Origin of the sequence: Legionella pneumophila subsp. fraseri, from assembly GCF_000586315.1 — a bacterium.
Classification (GTDB): Bacteria; Pseudomonadota; Gammaproteobacteria; order Legionellales; family Legionellaceae; genus Legionella; species Legionella pneumophila_B.
In genome coordinates this window covers 57,700-78,129 of record NZ_KK074221.1, presented here as the reverse complement: position 1 = coordinate 78,129, position 20,430 = coordinate 57,700, and the positions used below count along the sequence as shown (strand labels likewise).

Here is a 20,430-nt window from a genome sequence, read left to right as displayed (position 1 = left end):
TGGTAAGCTACTGCACTGAATTATTAAAGGTTTCAACCCTGCCATGCAGGGTTTTTTTTTAAACAAGAACCTGAAAGATGGGAAGACGGATAAGATTATGCCAAATGTTAAATTACCAGATGGAAATGTAAAACATTTTGAAGCGCCTCTCACCATTTATGATGTGGCACATCACATTAGTCCTGGATTAGCTAAGGCAGCAATAGCAGGTCGTGTTGATGGTCGCTTGGTGGATACATCTTATCTTATAAAAGAAGACTCCTCATTGATCATCGTAACCGAAAAACATGAAGACAGTCTTGAAATAATCAGGCATTCTACCGCTCATTTATTAGCCCAGGCTGTAAAAGCCCTATTTCCATCAGCTCAAGTGACTATAGGTCCTGTAATAGAAGACGGGTTTTATTATGATTTTGCTTTTGAGCGTTCGTTTACTCCCGATGATTTGAGTTTAATTGAAGCGAAGATGCATGAACTGGCAAAGGCTAATCTTTCCATCACTCGTCGAGAATTGCCTAGAAATGAAGCAATACAATATTTTAAGGGATTAGGAGAGGAATATAAGGCAAAAATTATCGCGGATATCCCAGAAGATGAAGTTCTCTCTCTCTATAAGCAAGGTGATTTTGAAGATTTATGCCGAGGTCCACATGTTCCTTCCACAGGGTTTTTAAAAGCATTTAAATTGACGAAAGTAGCTGGTGCTTATTGGCGTGGCGACTCAAATAACGAAATGTTACAGCGAATTTACGGTACTGCTTGGGCTGATAAAAAATCCCTTGAAGAATACTTGTTTCGTTTGGAAGAAGCAGAAAAACGCGATCATCGTAAGTTAGGTAAGGCCTTGGATTTGTTTCATTTCCAGGATATTGCTCCGGGGATGGTTTTTTGGCATCCCAAAGGATGGACTATTTATCAAGAGCTGGAGCATTACATGCGAAATCGACTGGTAGATTTTGGCTATCAGGAAATTAGAACGCCGCAATTAGTGGACAGATCGCTGTGGGAGAAGTCAGGTCATTGGGCGAATTTTAGAGATGAAATGTTTGTTACGGAAACAGAGAATCGGCATTACGCAGTAAAGCCTATGAGTTGTCCCTGTCACGTTCAAGTTTATAATCATGGTCTAAAAAGCTACAGGGATCTTCCTCTCAGATTATCTGAGTTTGGAAATTGCCACCGCTGTGAGCCATCAGGTGCCTTGCATGGTTTAATGCGCGTACGCAATATGGTGCAGGATGATGCTCATATTTTTTGTACCGAGGATCAGATTCAATCGGAAGTGGCTATGATGCTCGAATTAGTTCAATCAGTGTATAAAGACTTTGGGTTTACTGAAATAAAATATCGATTGGCTTTGCGTCCTGAAAAACGAGTCGGATCAGATGATGTTTGGGATAAGGCTGAAACCGCACTCAAACTGGCTATGCAGGGAAGAAATATTGAGTGGGTGGATGCGCCTGGTGAAGGCGCATTTTATGGACCAAAAATTGAGTGTTCTCTATCCGATTGTTTAGGCAGAATTTGGCAGTGCGGAACAATTCAGGTTGATTTTTCTATGCCTGCGCGCCTTGAGGCAAGTTATGTTGCTGAAGATGGAAGCAAGCAAACACCGGTTATGTTGCATAGAGCCATTTTGGGTTCTCTCGAACGATTCATGGGGATATTAATCGAGCATTATGCAGGTAAATTGCCATTATGGCTGTCTCCTGTGCAGGCAGTCGTGCTCACTATCAGTGAGAAGCAGAATGAGTATGCCGAAAAAGTGAGTAAAACTTTGCAAAAAAGAGGGATTCGCGCCAATTTTGACTTGAGAAATGAAAAGATTGGTTTTAAAATTCGCGAGCATACCTTACAAAAAGTTCCTTATTTATTGGTGGTAGGCGATAAAGAAGTTGAACATTGTCAGGTAGCTGTTCGCACTCGTGATGGCGTTGACATGGGTGTGATGACAATAGATACAATTTGTGATACCTTAACGCAAGAAATTATCCGTAAAGGATCAATATAAACGAACTGGAGGATTAAACCATTAGTGCACCAACTAAGCGTGAAAATGATCGCGCACGAATTAATGAACAGATCACTGTACCTGAGGTACGCTTAATTGATGTCGATGGTAACCAGGCAGGAATTGTGTCAACGCGAGAAGCGCTACGGGCAGCAGAAGAAAGCGGATTGGATTTGGTGGAAATATCTCCAACAGCCAAACCTCCTGTTTGTCGTATTATGGATTATGGCAAGTTTCTCTTTGAACTGAGTAAAAAACAAGCTGAAGCAAGAAAAAAGCAAAAGCAAATTCAGGTCAAAGAATTAAAATTCCGTCCTACGACGGAAGATGGAGATTATCAGGTCAAGCTACGCAACCTGATCCGTTTCCTCAATCATGGTGATAAGGTCAAAATCACATTACGTTTTCGTGGTCGTGAAATGGCTCATCAAGAACTCGGTATGAAGATTTTGGAACGTTTGCAAGCCGACACGGCTGATGTAGCCATAGTGGAGCAGCATGCAAAACGTGAAGGAAGACAATTACTGATGGTATTATCACCCAAAAAAACCAAGTAACGAATGCGGAGTATATTGTTATGCCGAAGTTAAAGTCACATCGTGGAGCAGCTAAACGCTTCCGAAAGACAGCGAGTGGAGCGATTAAACGTCGCGGCGCTTATAGAAATCATATCCTCACTAAAAAATCTACTAAGCAAAAGCGTCATTTGCGTGTAGAAGCAGGTACTTTGAAGCCATGCGATGCGCGTTTGGCTGAACGTATGTTGCACGGTAGTTAACGGGGAGATTGAACAATGCCAAGAGTAAAACGTGGTGTGACAGCAAAAGCGCGTCACAAGAAAATTTTAGACCAAGCCAAAGGTTATTATGGCGCCCGTAGCCGTACCTATCGAGTCGCTAAACAGGCTGTAATTAAAGCCGGTCAATACGCATATCGGGATAGACGGCAGAAAAAGCGACAATTCCGTGCTTTATGGATTACTCGTATCAATGCTCAAGCTCGTGAATGTGGTTTATCCTACAGTCGCTTGATTGATGGTTTGAAAAAAGCATCCATTGAGCTGGATAGGAAAATCCTGGCTGACATGGCAGTTCATGATAAAGTTGCCTTTGCTGCTATTGCAGAACAAGCCAAAGCAGCTTTAGCTGGTTAATTTTCAGCCTGCTTTATTGATTATTCTCTTTCGTCTATAAATCTTGATTCGGAAAAGCAATCTTAAGTAAAAGCAGGTTGTAAAAAAATTATTGAGGAGGCTAAGGCCTCCTTTTTACTTGCGGGTATAACTATGCTGGTAACTATAAACACCATACAAGAACAAGCTTCGGATGCAATCAAACAAGCTAAAGATGTAGCTGCTCTTGAACAAATTCGCGTTGATTTTTTGGGCAAAAAAGGCAAACTGACAGAGTTGCTAAAAGGTCTTGCCAATTTGTCTGCAGAGGAAAAACCTAAGGTAGGTCAATTGGTCAATCAAGCAAAGCAAGGAATTAGTGCTTTGATTGAAACAAAAATGATCGAGTTGAAAGAAAAGCAATTATTGGCCAAACTGGCAGCAGAACAAATCGACGTAACTCTTTCTGGCCGCAATCATTCCACAGGTTCCTTACATCCTGTCACTCAGGTAAAGCATAGAATTAATGATTATTTTAGCCGTTTAGGATTTGATATTGTTGAAGGTCCTGAAGTTGAAACAGAATTTTATAATTTTGAAGCATTGAATATTCCTGGCCATCATCCAGCACGGGCCATGCACGATACGTTTTATTTTGGAGACGGGCGCTTGCTTAGAACGCACACTTCTCCTGTACAAATCAGAACAATGGAACAGCGTAAGCCGCCTTTCCGTTTAATTGCCCCTGGCCGAGTTTATCGTTGTGATTCGGATGTAACACATACCCCTATGTTTCATCAGGTAGAGGGATTACTCATCGATAAGCAAGCAACTTTGGCCGGATTAAAGGGCTTGTTGCAAGATTTCTTCGCTTATTTTTTTGGCCGGGAATTGGCTTTAAGATTCAGGCCATCCTATTTCCCCTTTACCGAGCCCTCTGCAGAAGTCGATATAGAGTGCACTCAATGTAATGGTAAGGGTTGTCGTTCTTGTAAATTTACCGGGTGGCTTGAGGTGTTGGGTTGTGGCATGGTTCACCCTAACGTTTTGATGGCAGTTAATATTGATCCGAATGAATATCACGGCTGGGCTTTTGGTATGGGTATGGACAGATTAGCAATGCTTTATTATGGCATAGATGATTTGCGCATGTTGTTTGAGAATGATTTAACCTTTTTGCGACAGTTTTGAACACCGCAAAAATAATTAGTCCTGGATTTTATTTTTATGTTTCTTCTGATTGCTTTGCCACTGGCGCATAGAAGGTTCAGATTAGACTAAATAGCACTCCTGGATCATCCCCGTTAATACTGGAAATAATACTTTATTGCCTGGTTAATATGGGCAAATTGTTATCAGTAATTTCACTCTGTATACAGAGTGAAATTACTAGATGGAAATTTTGAGTCAAATGAACAGTTACAGAGATGAGGACTTTAAATGAAAGTAAGTAAGTTATGGTTACGTGAATGGGTTAACTTCTCATTAACTGAACAAGAGCTGGCTGAGCAATTGACCATGGCTGGTTTAGAAGTCGATGCAGTAAATCCTGTGGCTGGCCAATTCACTCATGTCATTGTTGCTGAAGTTCTAAATACCAAGCCTCATCCTGATGCTGATAAATTAACCTTATGTGAAGTGAATATCAATAAAGACAAACCGTTGAGAATTGTTTGTGGCGCGGCCAACGTGAGGCCTGGTTTGAAGGTTGCCCTAGCCATGATTGGAGCTCACTTGCCTGGCGGTCTGCAAATTAAGGAATCCAAATTACGCGGAGAATTATCTCAGGGCATGTTGTGCTCCGCAACAGAATTGGGATTGGCAGAACATTCCGAGGGGATAATGGAGTTGAGTGATGATGCCCCCATTGGGATGGATTTGCGTGAGTACCTTGCTCTTGATGACCATGTCTTTGATATCGATTTAACTCCTAATCGTGCGGATTGCTTTAGTATTTTAGGCGTCGCTCGGGAAGTGGCTGCTCTCAATAAATTACCTTTAATTGAACAGCCAATCACTACCGTGCCGCCAGCCATTGATGATGGCCTGCGAGTAAATTTAATCCATTCCGAAGCATGTCCAAGGTATTGTGGTCGCATTATTCGTAATTTAAATCCTGAAGCAAAAACACCGTTATGGATGGCTGAGCGTTTACGTCGCGGCGGCATTAGAATGTTGCACCCAGTCGTTGATGTGATGAATTATGTCATGCTCGAGCTTGGACAACCCATGCATGCTTTTGATTTGTCAAAAATTAACGGTGAAATTAATGTACGTTATAGTACCTCAGAAGAGCAATTAGAATTATTAGATGGGCAAGAAGTTGACTTAAATGACAATGTATTGGTGATTGCTGATAAAGAAAGCCCTCTGGCTATGGCTGGAATAATGGGCGGGGCTAATAGCGCGGTTCAAGAGCACACCCAACATGTTTTTCTGGAAAGTGCCTATTTTAATCCTGTGACAATTGCCGGGGTTGCCCGAAAATATGGTTTATTTAGTGATTCATCGCAACGATTCGAGCGGGGAGTGGATCCCTGTTTGCAATCGAAAGCGCTTGAAAGAGCGACAGAATTAATTTTATCTATTTCAGGGGGCGAAGCTGGGCCGGTGATAGAGTCTTTTGACAAAAAGTTTTTACCAGATACAGTTTCCTTTTTATTTGATACGACAAAAGTGAAAAAATTAACGGGATTGTCCATCCCTGTAAGCGAAATGAAGAATTTACTGGAGGGATTAGGTGTTGTCATTACCAAAGAAACAAATCATTTTTTTGAGGTTACCATTCCTTCTCATCGCGTAGATTTGCAACAAGATGCTGATTTGGTTGAAGAAATTATTCGTTTGTATGGCTATGACAAGCTACAGGCTCAGCCAATGCAAACATCAGTACAAGCCGGTTTAATTAGTGCCAAGGAGAAAATTGCTGAGCAAATTTCATCGTGGTTTAGTGCCAAGGGCTACCATGAAACCATCAGTTATAGTTTTGTTGACCCCGAGCTGCAGGAAGCACTTTACCCGCAAAAAGAATTTATGGAATTGCTAAATCCAATTTCCTCTGAATTATCGCAAATGCGCGCTGGAATGTGGCCAGGTTTAATTGCCTCTATGATTTATAATAGCCACAGACAACAAACAGCAGTGAAGTTTTTTGAAATAGGCGTGGTTTTTGATCTTGATGGAGGACAATTAAAAGAACGCCCATGTATTGCTGGCCTGTTAATGGGTGAGCAAGGTAATTTGAACTGGAGTGAACCTACCCGTTTATTTGATTTTTATGATTTAAAAGGAGATTTACAATCATTGTTTGCGTCATTGAAGCTGGATGATGTTGAATTTATTCAATCATCTCATCACGCCCTTCACCCCGGCCAGTCAGCCCAGATTGTGATTAATGGCAAGCATTCGGGATGGATAGGTGTGTTGCATCCGCGCTTGTCGGATGCCTTTGATCTTCATCAGGATGTGATTTTGTTTGAATTGAATATTGAATCATTAATCAATCCGACTATCCCTTTGTACAAGCCCATTTCTAAGTATCCACAAATAAGGAGAGATTTATCTTTCCTGGTTGATAGACAGATAAGTGCTATGCAGATTGAGCGTGTGATTAGAAATACAGTAAAAGAGGATTGGTTAAAATCATTTGACGTATTTGATGTGTACATGGGTAAAGGTATTCCAAAAGATAAAAAAAGTATAGCTGTGGCCATGACGCTTCAAGATGACACTCGAACATTAGTTGATACCGAGATCAATTTAGTAATTAGTGCTATAATCAAGAAACTGGAAAATGAATTTTCAATCCTTTTGAGGGAATGATCGTGAACGCACTAAGCAAAGCAATAATGGCAGAAACATTGTGTGACGAATTAAAATTGAATAAACCAATCGCCAAAGAAATGGTTGAAAATTTTTTTGAAGAATTGCGTCATGCACTTGAAAATGGTCAGCATGTGAAATTATCCGGTTTTGGTAATTTTACTTTAAGAGATAAACCACAGAGGCCAGGCCGCAATCCAAAGACGGGCGAAGAAATTCCTGTGGAAGCCAGAAGAGTTGTTACTTTTAAACCGGGTTTGAAATTAAAAACAAAAATTGAAAAAATAGGAAAGTAGTTTGTTATCTCATTACACCAAGCATGTATTCATATGTACGAATCAGAAAGCACCGGGCAAGCAGTGCTGTGCTAATTCTGGCGGAGAAGAATATTTTGATTTCATGAAATCAAAATTGTTAGAATTTGATTTACATGGCCCTGGAAAAATCCGGGTCAGCAAATCAGGATGTCTTGGACGATGCAGCTCTGGTCCTTGCATCGTTATTTATCCAGAAGGAGTTTGGTATACTTATTCTTCCTTTGAAGATATTGAACAAATTATCAAGAACCACTTAATTGATGGTGAGTTAGTAGAGCCACTTCTGCTAGACAGATAATTATTTAGGGAACAAACCTTTTTGTGCTTTCTTGGTACCCAAAGGTTTTGAATAAAATAAAGCGTTGGTTAATGCTGTTCGAGTAGTCAAGCCCAGTCTCTCCTGGTTAAGCAAAGGGATGAAAATGAGTATCAGGGTTTTCTGTTGATTCAGTATGAGCTTACGTCAATGAGATGAAAAATATTTCACATTGAGTCATTAATCCGATGTTTTTATTGAGATTTGATTAATTGTATATATTTTTTTATCCATTTTACTTGTAGGTTGTTTCTGTTTTGGTTAAAATCGCCCGTCCATGATAGAAAGATTACCAATTGAGGCGGTTCGGAGTTTATTTAATGAAGACATTTAGTGCAAAAGGCAATGAAGTCAAGCGTGACTGGTTTGTTGTCGATGCCAGTGAAAAAGTTTTGGGTCGCTTAGCCACAGAGATTGCTCGTCGTTTACGTGGCAAGCATAAAGCGGAGTATACCCCCCATGTTGATACTGGCGATTACATTATAGTCACTAATGCAGAAAAGGTTATTGTGACTGGTCGCAAGTTTAAAAATAAAATGTATCATCATCACACAGGGTTTCCTGGAGGGATCAAATCGACTTCCTTTGAAAAATTACAGGATAAAAATCCTACAAAAATTATTGAGATTGCTGTAAAAGGCATGTTGCCCAAAAACCCGTTAGGTAGAGAGATGTATCGCAAGTTGAAGGTATATGCTGGCAGCGAACATCCACATACTGCGCAGCAACCGAAGCAACTTGAGATTGAGGAATAAGTATAATGGCTGAAATGAAGCAATATTATGGCACCGGCCGCAGAAAAAGTTCAATTGCGCGAGTTTTTTTACGTCCCGGAAAAGGTGATATAAAAGTAAATGACAGAACCTTGCAGGAGTATTTCTGTCGAGAAACTTCATGCATGATCGTAATGCAACCTTTGGAAACAGTTGACCTTCTTAATAAATTTGATGTATACATCACTGTAACTGGTGGTGGTATATCTGGCCAAGCAGGAGCTGTTCGTTTGGGAATAGCCAGAGCATTGGTTGCCTATGATGAAGACGGTTTGGCTGCAGGAGCTGAGGCAAGTCCCGATTCGTTCCGTCGCAAGCTAAGAGCGCGCGGTTTATTAACTCGTGATTCCAGACGTGTAGAACGAAAGAAAGTGGGGCTGCACAAAGCACGCCGAGCTACTCAGTACTCCAAGCGCTAATTCTATTATTTTTTTCCCAAGCCTCGTTTATACGGGGCTTTTTTTTATTTTCTAAGAAATAAGTTATCCAACCGTTTGAAAAATTGTTATTCTTTGTTATAACTAACGGAAGTTATAATTAGGCGAACTGAATCCAGTTCATAGACCATAATCAGGATGATTAAGCAGTGAGCGAAATGACTGATCTCAATCAGGATGTAAGTAATCACAATCAAGACGAACAATTGGATGAAGAGCGTCGTCGTTTTTTGTTGCATACTACCTGTGTCTTAGGGGGAGTAGGTGCTGCATGCGCCTTAACTCCTTTTATTACTTCCTGGTTACCAAGCTCTAAAGCACAAGCAGCAGGTGCTCCAGTCAAAGTTGATGTCAGTAGAATGGAGCCTGGTGAGCAAGCTATCATTGAATGGCGTGGTAAACCAGTTTGGATAATTAAACGAAGCAAGGACATGCTTAACCAATTACAAAAAGAAGATGAGTCTCAACTGAGGGACCCGGATTCTTTGGTGGATCAACAACCGGAATATGCGCAAAATAAGTATCGTTCCATTAATCCTGAGTTTTTGGTTTTAATAGGTATTTGTACTCATTTGGGTTGCTCCCCAAAATATAAGCCTAATCTTGGTGAGTTAGGGCCTGATTGGCCAGGCGGCTTTTTTTGCCCATGCCATGGATCAACATTTGATCTTTCAGGTAGAGTATTCAAGGGTGTTCCTGCCCCTATCAATTTGGAAGTACCACCCCATCACTTTTTAGATGAACACACCATTGTAATAGGTGAGGATGCAAAATAAGGATTAAGGCATGAATGGGTTAGTCAATTGGTTAGATGAACGTTTCCCTCTTGTTAGTACATGGAAAGCACATTTCAGTAATTATTACGCACCTAAAAATTTTAATTTCCTGTATTTTTTTGGCTCTTTAGCTCTAATTGTTTTAGTTAATCAAATCATTACCGGTTTATGGCTAACCATGTTTTATACGCCAAACGCAGAACAGGCATTTTCTTCAGTTGAATTCATTATGCGCGACGTCAATTTTGGCTGGCTGCTCCGTTATATGCATTCCACAGGTGCTTCTGCTTTTTTTATTGTTATCTATTTGCATATGTTTAGAGGTCTGCTTTATGGTTCTTATCAGAAACCACGGGAGTTGGTTTGGTTATTGGGGATGTTCTTATATCTCTTGTTAATGGCAGAAGCATTCTTTGGCTATTTATTACCTTGGGGACAAATGTCTTATTGGGGTGCCGAAGTGATTACCTCTTTGTTTGGTGCTATACCTTACATTGGTAAAGGTCTTGTTGTATGGTTGAGGGGGGATTATTCTGTTGCAAATGCGACTTTGCAGCGATTTTTTGCTCTGCATGTCATTGGAATACCCATTTTAATGATCATCCTCGTGTTTTTGCATATTGTCGCTTTGCATAAAGTAGGCTCAAACAACCCGGAAGGGATTGATATCAAGAAGGTTTTAAATAAGGATGGTAAGCCTTTGGATGGAATACCTTTTCATCCTTATTATACGGTGAAAGATTTTGTAGGAATCATAGTTTTTTCAATTTTATTTTTTGCGGTGGTCTTTTTTGCTCCTGAAATGGGTGGGTATTTTCTAGAGCATGCCAATTTTGTCCCCGCTAATCCAATGGTGACCCCAGATCATATCGCTCCCGTTTGGTATCTCGCTCCTTTTTATGCCATTTTAAGGGCTATTCCTGATAAGCTCATTGGGGTAGCGTGCATGGCTGCTGCCATATTATTGCTTTTCTTTTTGCCCTGGCTCGATAAAAGTAACGTTCGTTCTATAAGATATAAAGGAATGTATTCCAGAATAAGTATTACTTTGTTTGCGTTTAGTTTGCTGCTTTTAGGGTATTTGGGCACAACTCCGGTTACACCAGCGAGGTTGGTTTTAGCGCGAATTGCTGCTGTTATTTATTTTTCTTACTTTATCTTGATGCCTGTTTATAGTCGTTTTGAGAAAACCCGACCAGTACCTACACGGATAGGTGGAAAATGATGAAAATAAAGGTGTTGTTAGTAGCTGCCTTGGCTTTTTTAATGTCAAACTTGGCATTTACAGAAAATGAAAATATAGCAATGGAGTATGTCTCGGTTGATATAAATGATAAGGAGAGTTTGCAAAGAGGGGCAAAAATGTTTATGAATTATTGCTCTGGATGCCATTCCCTCAAATACATGCGTTATAACCGCATGGCCCAGGATCTTGGATTAACTACTTTTGATGGTCAGATCGCTGAAGATTTATTAAAAAATAACTTAATTTTTACTCAGGCCAATATTTATGATCCTATTCAAATAGCCATGTCGCCTGAAGATGCCAAGCAATGGTTTGGTATGGTGCCTCCCGATCTGTCTTTAAGCGCGCGGGATAGAGGGCCTGTTTGGATATATAATTATTTGAAAAGTTTTTACAGCGACCCTTCCAGACCTTTTGGTGCTAATAATTTACTCATGCCTGATGTTGCTATGCCTAATGTTTTGGAACCATTGATTGGAAAAGTTGTTTTGGTCAAAAACAAAAACGCACATGCAAATAATTTATTAGTGGTAAAACGAGGCGAGATGTTTGATAGCCAGTTTGATAGCGCATTAAGGGATCTGGTGAATTTTTTAGTTTATGTAGGTGAGCCTGCCAAGTTAATTCGTTATAAATTAGGAGTCTTTGTTCTTTTATTCTTCTGTATTTTCCTTATCGCAGCTTATTCACTGAAGAAAGCTTATTGGAAACAATTAAAATAGGAATAAACTGATTACTGACCCCAGTGGTTTTGTAAAAAGTGTTGCCTTTTCTTGCCTTTTATACTGGGAGCAATCTCAAATAGTTACCTTCAGTACAGGAAAATATATCTGGCTTCCTGTATCGAATTCACGCTAAAATGAGAAGATTTGCTCAAAGTAACCCAGAAGATTAAAAATGTGATAGAATAGCAACCTTTGTACAGTAGAATATAAAAAGCCATTGTAACAGGCTTAAATGAATTGATAGGAGTAAGTAATGGCAATCGTTGCAAAGCGCACCATAATGTCTTTATTTTCTGATGTAGATGATGTTTATAGTCACCAGGTTCGTATCGTTCTGGCAGAAAAGGGAGTTAATGTTGAAATTCTTGCAGTAAAGCAAGATGAGCCTGGAGCTGACCTCTTGTCTATTAATCCTTATGGAACTGTTCCTACATTAATTGATAGGGAACTTGTATTATATGAAGCAAGAATCATTATGGAGTATTTGGACGAACGTTTCCCTCATCCTCCATTATTACCAGTTTATCCGGTAGCCCGTGCTGAAACTCGCAAAATGATGCATAGAATTGAACAGGACTGGTATTATTTAATGAACTCTATTTTGCGGGAGGAATCGATAGAGCAAGCCAGAGCTAATTTACTTGAAAGTTTAACCAGTTTAGATCCTGTATTTGCAGATAAACCCTATTTTTTAAGTGATGAGTTTTCACTCCTGGATTGCGCTTTGGCTCCTTTATTATGGCGGTTACCTAAATTAGGGTTGGAAATTGCGCCTAATTTTAAAGGAATAATTTCCTATATGCAGCGTGTGTTTAAACGTGAATCTTTTCAAACGAGTTTGACTGACGCTGAGAGACAAATAAGAGCAGCATAATTATGGCAATGACATCAAACAGACCCTACTTGATTCGTGCTTTCTACGATTGGATTGTTGATAACGATTTAACACCCTACATTCTCGTAGATGCATCAAATCCGAATGTGCAGGTTCCAAGGGAACATGTCCAGCATGATAGAATTGTATTAAACATTTCTCCCTCGGCGACACGAGGACTTTTATTGGAAAATGATCGTATTGTATTTACGGCACGCTTTTCAGGACAAACAGAGCAAATTTTTGTTGCTCCAAATGCCGTACTAGAGATTTATGCAAAAGAAAATGGTAGAGGAATTGCTTTTTCAGTTGATGAAGATGATGAGCCGCCACCTAAAACCTCTTCTTCCTCTGATAGTGCTACAAAAAACAAGCCATCACTAAAATTGGTAAAATAGAGGACATGGTTTATTTTAACTGAAGCCTAGCCAAGAAGCAGAGCTCTTTGCAAAGTGCTCTTCGCTTGGCGATATAAATAAAATATTTTGTGGTTCTTATATCGAATTGACGTTAATTTGGAGCCAACCGGTGAACAAGCTAGAAAATGCTCTATATCGTTGTGATCAAATTAGAGCTTGTGAACAGCAGGCGGTAACTTTGTATCAAAAAGACGAAAATGCGCTAATGGCTCTGGCGGGTGCAGAGGCATTTTCTTTCTTGCAGAAACTTTACCCTCATGTAAGGCATATAGCAGTCTTTTGTGGGGCTGGCAACAATGCCGGTGATGGTTATGTTTTGGCCAGACTAGCTCATGAACAAGGATTCTCAGTTACTGTATATCAATGTAAATCATTGGAAGATTTACCTTCTGCTGCCAGGAATGCCGCACGCCTGGCTTTGGCATCAGGAGTAAATTGTCAATCAGCAGATGAACCATTAGACGGTGATGCCGAATTAATTGTTGATGCATTACTGGGTATTGGATTGCAAGGACCAGTGCATGGGGTAATAGCCAATGCGATTCATCAAATCAATGCCAGTGGGTTACCGGTATTATCGATTGACATTCCATCTGGTCTTAATGCAGATACAGGATTAGTCGAGAATATTTGTGTCAATGCGACTGCCACAATTACATTTATCGGACTTAAAACAGGCATGTATACTTTGGACGGACCAGATTATTGTGGCGTGATTCATTGTAGCGATTTAAACCTGGACGCGTGCAGGACCAAAATAAGCCGATTTGCCTCTCTGCTGAGAGATTCCACCTTGCCATTGCCCCTTGCCGCCAGAAAAAAGAATTCTCATAAAGGAGATCATGGGCACGTTTTAGTGATAGGTGGTGGCCCAGGAATGCCGGGAGCAGTGAGTTTGGCAGCCAAAGCAGCACTAAGAACAGGAGTAGGCGTAGCCACTATTGCAACTTGGCCGGATTATGCGAAGGGCACTTTACCATTAATTCCTGAAGCGATGGTTTGGGGTATTAAAACAGCAGAAGAGTTAATGCCTCTGTTAGCAAAAGCTACGGTTTGTGTTATTGGGCCTGGGCTTGGTGATAGTGATTGGGCTAAGACCTTGTTTCTAAGGGCAATGACAACCCAATTACCTATGATTATTGATGCTTCAGCGCTAAGATTACTTTCTCAACATCCTCAAATGGATGACAATTGGATTTTAACACCCCATCCTGGAGAAGCGGCCAGTTTGCTTTCCTGTACTGTAAAAGATGTTCAAATGGATAGATACCATGCGGCATCTGCTATACAAAAACAATATGGTGGTGTTGTGGTACTGAAAGGAGTAGGTACGGTTATTCAGACAGCTGAAAAGAATGTTTTTGTTTGCCCTAAAGGTAATCCTGGCATGGCCACAGCAGGCATGGGGGATGTTTTGAGTGGCATTATTGCGGCTTTTTGTGCCCAGGGGTTTAGCTTATCCGATGCAGCGAAATTAGGAGTGTGGGTTCATGCTGTTGCTGGAGACAAGGTTGCTGAGAGATCAGGTGAAGTTGGGTTATTGGCGAGCGATTTACTTGATGAAATTCCAAGCATTTTGAATTGTATCCAGTGCGATGAGTCATTAAGAAGGCAGTCTTAGCCTTGAATAGGATAACAAGCTCTTTTTCAATGCTTGTTTATGACCGGATTGGGCTGACAGGCTTTTTCTAAACAGATACATTATGTTGTGTTCTCGATATGACTATTGAAGATAATGATAATTTCATAACTTTGGATTTGGTTAGTGAACAAGAGAGCAAAAGATTTGCAGAAAAATTGGCGTTTTGTATAACAGCCCCTTTGGTGATTACTTTAAGTGGTGATATAGGAGCCGGAAAGACAACCATTATCCGAGCTATGCTAAAATCACTCGGGGTAATCTCAGCTATCAAGAGTCCAACTTTTTCATTAGTTGAAAGTTATAGTTGTAGTGAATTTTATGTTCATCACTTTGATTTGTACCGTATTCACCAGGAAGAAGAACTGGATTATCTGGGTTTTAGAGACTATTTTTCCAATCAGAGTGTTTGCTGTATTGAATGGCCTGAACATGCTGGAAAAACATTGCCTCCAGTCGATATTCAGTTTAATTTAATAATTAGAGGGACTGGGCGCCTAATGCAAATAGCTGCATTAAGTGACGCTGGTAAACGAATTTTAGCTTGCCTGGCGGGTGAATGATGATGATGCGAGCGTGGGTCTTAAGCCTGTTATTATATATACCAAGTTCTTTTGCTGTATTTTCCGCGCAATTAAAAAATATTTCGGTATCTCAGCAATCAACTGTCACGTCGCTTTATCTTACTATACAAGGTTCATTTACCCATAAACTGTTTACTTTAAGTCATCCCAATCGCGTGGTTTTAGACTTAAGTGATACAAATTTAGCTGTCAATCTCAGTCAATTAAGTTTAATCAATTCTCTTATCCAGCAGGTAAGAAGTGGCAGCCCCTCCAAGAACACGCTGAGGCTTGTCATGGATGTAAAACAACCGGTCAAGGTGCGCTCATCTTCATGGAAACCGAAAGGGGAATTTAATGGGATCAGGATTGATCTCGTTAATGATACTCCTTTAGTCATAAATAATCGTAGTCAGTTGAGTACACCTGTTAAAACGGTTAAAGCCCCAGCTCAACAAACCCAATTGAAAATATCTAACCAGCCATCAGAACCACGAATAACAGTACATAAAACGCCTATTCAAGTTCCTCATAATCCATCAAAAAAACCTTTGCGTGATGTTGTTGTTGTATTAGATGCAGGTCATGGAGGTAAAGATCCTGGAGCGAGAGGTCCGCGTCGCAGTAACGAAAAAGATGTTGTACTGGCTATTACGTTAAAACTGAAACGATTGATAGATAGGCAACCAGGTATGCGTGCAGTTCTGACACGCTCAGGCGATTATTACGTTGGACTTAGACAAAGGCTGGATATTGCCAGAAAGTATAATGGAGATGTATTCATTTCCATCCATGCCGATGCATTCAATAATCCTCACTCCAATGGAGCCTCGGTATTTGCCTTATCACAAAGAGGCGCTACCAGTGAAGCAGCACGGTGGTTAGCAGAAAAAGAGAATTATTCTGAATTAGGTGGGGTGAATTTAGGAGAGTTAGATGACAGTAACGGAGTAGTCCGCTCTGTTTTGATCGATTTATCACAAACTGCGACGATAAATGCTGGCTTGGAAATGGGAGGAAAAGTATTAGGCCAATTGGATAATTTTACTAATTTGCATAATAATAAAGTGGAACAAGCCCGTTTTGTTGTTTTGAAGTCTCCTGATATCCCTTCTATTTTGGTCGAAACCGGTTTTATTTCAAATCCTCGCGAGGAAAGAAATTTAACCAATCCTGCCTATCAGGAGCGATTGAGCCAGGCGATATTCCAAGGACTAAAAAATTACTTTTGGGATCATCCTCCTCATGGGACTCGAATTGAGGCTATGATTTCTCCTAATTTTCATATCGTTAAAAAAGGGGAAACGCTTCCTGCTATCGCTGCCAGGTATAGAGTATCTGTGAGTGCATTACAATCAATTAACCGTCTTCAAGCAAGGGCAAGGCTTATGCCCGGGCAAAAATTAGTGATACCTGGCACATGGTCTTAAGGATACATCAACTCCCGCCAGCAATAGCTAATCAGATAGCAGCAGGAGAAGTCATAGAACGGCCCGCTTCAGTGGTTAAAGAGCTGTTGGAAAATTCTTTGGATGCTGGTGCCAGTGTGATTAGTGTCGAAGTCAATTATGGTGGGTTGTTGCAGATTACGGTTAGTGATAATGGTTCTGGAATCGTCAAAGACGATTTGCCTTTAGCTGTTGCAGCTCATGCGACCAGTAAAATCAGAACACTTAATGACTTATATTCTATTGATAGTATGGGCTTTAGAGGGGAGGCATTGGCAAGTATTGCCTCGGTAGCCAAAGTGACTATCATTTCAAAGCCTGAGGGACAGGACAATGCAATGATGTTGCGAGTTGAGGGAGAGAGGAGGACTCTCTCTCCTTGCGCGCGGAATATTGGCACTACCATCGATGTTTCTGATTTGTTCTATAATGCGCCAGTTCGTAAGCGGTTTTTAAAAAATGAAAAACTGGAATTTCAAGCGATTGAAATGGTTGTGAAACGGTTTGCATTAAGTGCCCCCCAGATTGCATTAACGCTTAAGCATAATAAGAAACTGATTTTTTCATTACCTCCTGCGTTAAGTGAGCAAGCCAAAGCCATTCGTATGAGCCGCATTTTGGGCAATACGTTCATGAGAGAAGCGATTTTTCTTGATGTGGAACACAGTGGCATGCGTCTTTATGGTTGGATAAGTAACCAGCGTTTGCAACGCAGCCAGAATGATAGACAGTGGATTTATGTGAATCAACGAATGGTAAAGGATAAATTACTCCAGCATGCGGTAAAACAAGCTTATGATGGCTTATTGCATGCAGGCAGATTTCCAGTTTGTCTGTTGTATTTTACTCTTCCTGGTTCTGAAGTGGATGTGAATGTCCATCCTACAAAACATGAGGTGAGATTCCAACAGCCTCGTTTGGTGCATGATTTTTTTACTTCTCAATTAACTAAAGCTTTGCACTCAAATCTTACCAATTTAGATACAAGGGAATACGCATATGCTATTGCTTCTTGTAATGAACGGCAAAACGCTATTGCCGAACCTGCTCATTCCCGTAATCATATAGAAACTCATGGCGGATCAAATGATTTATTCCCAAACCGGAGTGGCAATTCATTTTCATCATCTATAACCAGCAAAGGGTATAAAAAAACCAGCGCTGTATGTCATCCTGAAACAGAGTCTCAGTGGATTGTCTTAAATGAGCGGTTCATTTTGGTTTTTATAAAGCAACAGCCATACCTTGTGGATTTGGTAGCACTGTTTCAGGAATGGACAGAAAAACAGCTAATGAAAAAGGCTTTACCCCTGGAGAGCAGGCCTTTATTGATCTCAATTCGTTATCCATTACCAAAACAATGGATGCATAGGCTGGATCATATAAAACATGAGTTGGCTCGTGTTGGGATACGAATTGAATATCCTATTGCTGATGAATTGTTAATTCGCAGTATCCCTTTGAGTGCGCCCTATTTGGATGTTCGACTTTTTTTTAATTTTTTCTGCGAATTGGATTTTTTCCATACTGAGCAATTGATACCGTTAATTAGCCGTTCTCAAATGTTTGACCCAAAACAATTAACAGTTGAAGAGCGTATTGAAATGAATCAATTGTTGCTGGAACTGTCTCTTAAAGAAGAGAAACATAATACATATAAAGCATTAACTATTGATGATTGTCGGATGTTATTGCATGAATAAGGTAGCGTTTTGTTTAATGGGACCAACTGCTTCAGGAAAAACAGGGTTAGCATGTGAGTTGGTCACCCATTTCCCTTTTGAAATTATTAGTGTTGATTCCGCAATGATTTATAGAGATATGAATATTGGGACAGCAAAACCTTCAATCCATGAATTACAGAGAGCGCCTCATTATTTAATTGATATTAAAGATCCAGTTGAATCTTATTCAGCAGCCCAGTTTTGCATAGATGCTTTGTCTTTGTGTGAGGAAATCATCAAGAGAGGAAATATTCCTTTGTTAGTGGGCGGAACTATGATGTATTTTAATGCCTTGCAAAAAGGGTTGGCCACTTTGCCTGAAGCTGATGAAGCAGTTCGTAAGCGATTGGAGGAAGAAGCATTATCACAGGGTTGGGATTTTCTTTATCAAAGGTTAAGCCAATTAGATCCTGTAACAGCTGCTCGTATTCATGCACATGATACACAAAGAATTCAAAGAGCATTGGAAGTTTATTACTTAACGGGTTCAACCTTATCGGCTTATTTGGCTGAGCCTCTTGAACAGCCTGATTATTATTTTGTTAATCTTGCTCTTTTTCCTGAACAAAGATCCTGGTTGCATGAACGGATCGCACAACGGTTTGACGCGATGCTTAGTGAGGGATTTATAGAAGAAGTTCAACAATTGCAAGAAAAATGGCCTATTCAAATCAGCATGCCATCCATGCGATGCGTTGGTTACAGGCAAATATTTGAGTATCTTGCAGGCCATTATGATTATGAGACCATGAGGGAAAAAGGTATAGCTGCAACTAGGCAATTGGCCAAACGGCAATTAACCTGGTTGAGGCATTGGCAGGGAGCTTTATTCTATGATGCGCAAAACGAGGGATTTAGTGCAGATATTATAGCGAAAATAAGGGAAATATTAGATAATACTGTCTCTAATTGACATCATGCCGCAAAGGAACAACATGAGGAAAACAACAAAAGAACTTGCCAGCGCTAAAAAAAATTATGTAGTGCACAGACATCAATTACCATTGAGTTGCCCAACAGATGAGATGGAGTTATGGAATGCTCATCCTAAGGTTTATTTGCCTATAGAAAAAACAGGGGTGGAAGTCTGCCCTTATTGCGGGTCTCGTTTTGTATTGCAGAATGATTAAATCGATTTGCATTATAAGGCTTTCAGCTTTAGGTGATGTTTTGATGTTGGTCCCGCTGATTAGGACCCTGCAAAATAAATTGCCCAACGCTCAATTGACCTGGGTTATTTCAAAACCTGCTTTTTATTTGGTGGAGGGAATGGAAGGCGTAGAGTTTATTGTTATTGATAAACCTAAAACGCCTGCTGACTATTGGCGGTTTAGGAAACAAATGTTACCTCGCCAGTTTGATGTGTTGTTAGCTCCCCAAGCCAGTTTTAGAACTAATTGGCTTATTCCATTCATTAAGGCCAAGCGTAAAATCGGCTATGATTCCCATAGAGCCAATGATGGCCATCGTCTGTTTGTAAAGGAAAGTATTACTCCTGGCTTGGAACATACTCTTGAAGGTTTTTTAAAGTTTGCAGAGCCTTTAGGAGTCACTGAAAAAATAATACGCTGGGATTTACCGATTACCAAGGCAGATTATGAATGGGTCCAAAATCATTTGCCAGAACAAGAAGGGCCGATTTTAGTCGTTAATCCTGCAGCCAGTAAACCTGAGCGCAGTTGGTTGGCTGAGCGATACATCGAGGTTTTGAAACAGGCGCAAGTTAAATGGAATGTCAAAGTTGTCTTAACTGGGGGGCCTGGTGATCATGATAAGTCATTGGCAGAGCAAATAGTGAAAGAAATCCCTGCGATTAATTTGGTTGGAAAAACCAGACCTAAACAATTGTTGGCTGTGCTCAGTAAAGCAAAAGCAGTATTGTGCCCTGATACAGGGCCTTCTCATATGGCAGCGGCAGTAGGTACTCCTGTTGTGGCTTTGCATGCGGTAACTAATCCCTGTATTTCTGGCCCCTACACGTTTCAACATTTAGTAGTTAACAGGTATTCGCAAGCTGTCCAAGCTGTATTAGGAGTGAGCCCAGAAAAAAACATTTGGGGTACGCAGGTACATGGATATGAAGCCATGAAATTAATTACCGTAGATGATGTAATGGATAAATTAACTGAAATATTTCAGGGCTTATGAAAAATCCCCGATCTTTGTGTAGGAAAGGTTGTTAATTCGATCATTGAGCCCATGCTCATTAAACGCTTTTTTACCTTGACC

The 20,430-nt window shown here is 40.3% G+C and carries 22 protein-coding genes; all 22 read left to right on the top strand.

Going from position 1 to position 20,430, the window contains the following annotated elements:
* Nucleotides 1-97 precede the first annotated feature (97 nt).
* The 22 genes from thrS to CC34_RS0110445 all read left to right on the top strand — a co-directional run bounded on the left by thrS (nucleotide 98) and on the right by CC34_RS0110445 (nucleotide 20,349).
* Nucleotides 98-2,011 (top strand): threonine--tRNA ligase, encoded by a 1,914-nt coding sequence (gene thrS / locus CC34_RS0110550; RefSeq protein ID WP_027229015.1) that lies wholly within the window; start codon nucleotides 98-100, stop codon nucleotides 2,009-2,011.
* A 20-nt stretch (nucleotides 2,012-2,031) separates the two neighbouring features.
* Nucleotides 2,032-2,568 carry a translation initiation factor IF-3 gene (gene infC / locus CC34_RS01000000116480; RefSeq protein ID WP_011216580.1) on the top strand — a complete coding sequence of 179 codons (537 nt, stop codon included), beginning with the start codon at nucleotides 2,032-2,034 and terminating at the stop codon, nucleotides 2,566-2,568.
* A 20-nt stretch (nucleotides 2,569-2,588) separates the two neighbouring features.
* Nucleotides 2,589-2,789, top strand: a complete 201-nt coding sequence (gene rpmI, locus CC34_RS1000000117100) for a 50S ribosomal protein L35 (RefSeq protein ID WP_011216579.1) — start codon at nucleotides 2,589-2,591, stop codon at nucleotides 2,787-2,789.
* A gap of 15 nt (nucleotides 2,790-2,804) precedes the next feature.
* Entirely contained in the window at nucleotides 2,805-3,164 is a 360-nt protein-coding gene (gene rplT, locus CC34_RS0110535) for a 50S ribosomal protein L20 (RefSeq protein WP_010948412.1), read from the top strand.
* A gap of 132 nt (nucleotides 3,165-3,296) precedes the next feature.
* Complete coding sequence (pheS, locus tag CC34_RS0110530) at nucleotides 3,297-4,313, top strand: phenylalanine--tRNA ligase subunit alpha (RefSeq protein WP_027222856.1); 1,017 nt, start codon at nucleotides 3,297-3,299, stop codon at nucleotides 4,311-4,313.
* A 249-nt stretch (nucleotides 4,314-4,562) separates the two neighbouring features.
* Nucleotides 4,563-6,944 (top strand): phenylalanine--tRNA ligase subunit beta, encoded by a 2,382-nt coding sequence (gene pheT, locus CC34_RS0110525; protein WP_027229016.1) that lies wholly within the window; start codon nucleotides 4,563-4,565, stop codon nucleotides 6,942-6,944.
* 2 nt (nucleotides 6,945-6,946) lie between these two features.
* Complete coding sequence (locus CC34_RS0110520) at nucleotides 6,947-7,240, top strand: integration host factor subunit alpha (RefSeq protein WP_027229017.1); 294 nt, start codon at nucleotides 6,947-6,949, stop codon at nucleotides 7,238-7,240.
* A gap of 1 nt (nucleotide 7,241) precedes the next feature.
* The gene (locus tag CC34_RS0110515) at nucleotides 7,242-7,559 is read left to right on the top strand and encodes a (2Fe-2S) ferredoxin domain-containing protein (RefSeq protein ID WP_027229018.1); all 318 of its coding nucleotides are present in this window, start codon (nucleotides 7,242-7,244) and stop codon (nucleotides 7,557-7,559) included.
* 338 nt (nucleotides 7,560-7,897) lie between these two features.
* Nucleotides 7,898-8,332, top strand: a complete 435-nt coding sequence (gene rplM / locus CC34_RS0110510) for a 50S ribosomal protein L13 (protein ID WP_027222853.1) — start codon at nucleotides 7,898-7,900, stop codon at nucleotides 8,330-8,332.
* 5 nt (nucleotides 8,333-8,337) lie between these two features.
* Nucleotides 8,338-8,769: a 30S ribosomal protein S9 gene (rpsI, locus tag CC34_RS0110505; RefSeq protein ID WP_027229019.1), complete on the top strand. Its 432-nt coding sequence runs from the start codon at nucleotides 8,338-8,340 to the stop codon at nucleotides 8,767-8,769.
* Between the two features lie 176 nt (nucleotides 8,770-8,945).
* Nucleotides 8,946-9,563 (top strand): ubiquinol-cytochrome c reductase iron-sulfur subunit, encoded by a 618-nt coding sequence (petA, locus tag CC34_RS0110500; RefSeq protein WP_027222851.1) that lies wholly within the window; start codon nucleotides 8,946-8,948, stop codon nucleotides 9,561-9,563.
* A 10-nt stretch (nucleotides 9,564-9,573) separates the two neighbouring features.
* Nucleotides 9,574-10,788, top strand: a complete 1,215-nt coding sequence (locus CC34_RS0110495) for a cytochrome b (protein WP_027229020.1) — start codon at nucleotides 9,574-9,576, stop codon at nucleotides 10,786-10,788.
* Nucleotides 10,785-11,531 carry a cytochrome c1 gene (locus CC34_RS0110490; RefSeq protein WP_027229021.1) on the top strand — a complete coding sequence of 249 codons (747 nt, stop codon included), beginning with the start codon at nucleotides 10,785-10,787 and terminating at the stop codon, nucleotides 11,529-11,531. Before CC34_RS0110495 ends, CC34_RS0110490 begins: the two co-directional genes overlap by 4 nt.
* Before the next feature lie 256 nt (nucleotides 11,532-11,787).
* Complete coding sequence (gene sspA, locus CC34_RS0110485; protein ID WP_027229022.1) at nucleotides 11,788-12,408, top strand: stringent starvation protein SspA; 621 nt, start codon at nucleotides 11,788-11,790, stop codon at nucleotides 12,406-12,408.
* Nucleotides 12,409-12,410: 2 nt separating this feature from the next.
* A complete protein-coding gene (locus tag CC34_RS0110480) occupies nucleotides 12,411-12,806 on the top strand; it encodes a ClpXP protease specificity-enhancing factor (RefSeq protein WP_027229023.1) in 396 nt (131 codons plus the stop codon).
* A 130-nt stretch (nucleotides 12,807-12,936) separates the two neighbouring features.
* The gene (locus tag CC34_RS0110475; protein ID WP_027229024.1) at nucleotides 12,937-14,448 is read left to right on the top strand and encodes a bifunctional ADP-dependent NAD(P)H-hydrate dehydratase/NAD(P)H-hydrate epimerase; all 1,512 of its coding nucleotides are present in this window, start codon (nucleotides 12,937-12,939) and stop codon (nucleotides 14,446-14,448) included.
* 98 nt (nucleotides 14,449-14,546) lie between these two features.
* A complete protein-coding gene (gene tsaE, locus CC34_RS0110470) occupies nucleotides 14,547-15,029 on the top strand; it encodes a tRNA (adenosine(37)-N6)-threonylcarbamoyltransferase complex ATPase subunit type 1 TsaE (RefSeq protein WP_027229025.1) in 483 nt (160 codons plus the stop codon).
* Nucleotides 15,029-16,459 carry an N-acetylmuramoyl-L-alanine amidase gene (locus tag CC34_RS0110465; protein WP_027229026.1) on the top strand — a complete coding sequence of 477 codons (1,431 nt, stop codon included), beginning with the start codon at nucleotides 15,029-15,031 and terminating at the stop codon, nucleotides 16,457-16,459. Before tsaE ends, CC34_RS0110465 begins: the two co-directional genes overlap by 1 nt.
* Complete coding sequence (mutL, locus tag CC34_RS0110460) at nucleotides 16,450-18,180, top strand: DNA mismatch repair endonuclease MutL (protein ID WP_027229027.1); 1,731 nt, start codon at nucleotides 16,450-16,452, stop codon at nucleotides 18,178-18,180. Before CC34_RS0110465 ends, mutL begins: the two co-directional genes overlap by 10 nt.
* Complete coding sequence (gene miaA / locus CC34_RS0110455) at nucleotides 18,173-19,114, top strand: tRNA (adenosine(37)-N6)-dimethylallyltransferase MiaA (protein ID WP_027229028.1); 942 nt, start codon at nucleotides 18,173-18,175, stop codon at nucleotides 19,112-19,114. Before mutL ends, miaA begins: the two co-directional genes overlap by 8 nt.
* 22 nt (nucleotides 19,115-19,136) lie before the next feature.
* The gene (locus CC34_RS0110450) at nucleotides 19,137-19,331 is read left to right on the top strand and encodes a zinc-finger domain-containing protein (RefSeq protein WP_027229029.1); all 195 of its coding nucleotides are present in this window, start codon (nucleotides 19,137-19,139) and stop codon (nucleotides 19,329-19,331) included.
* Between the two features lie 43 nt (nucleotides 19,332-19,374).
* The gene (locus CC34_RS0110445; RefSeq protein WP_181049478.1) at nucleotides 19,375-20,349 is read left to right on the top strand and encodes a glycosyltransferase family 9 protein; all 975 of its coding nucleotides are present in this window, start codon (nucleotides 19,375-19,377) and stop codon (nucleotides 20,347-20,349) included.
* Nucleotides 20,350-20,430 lie beyond the last annotated feature (81 nt).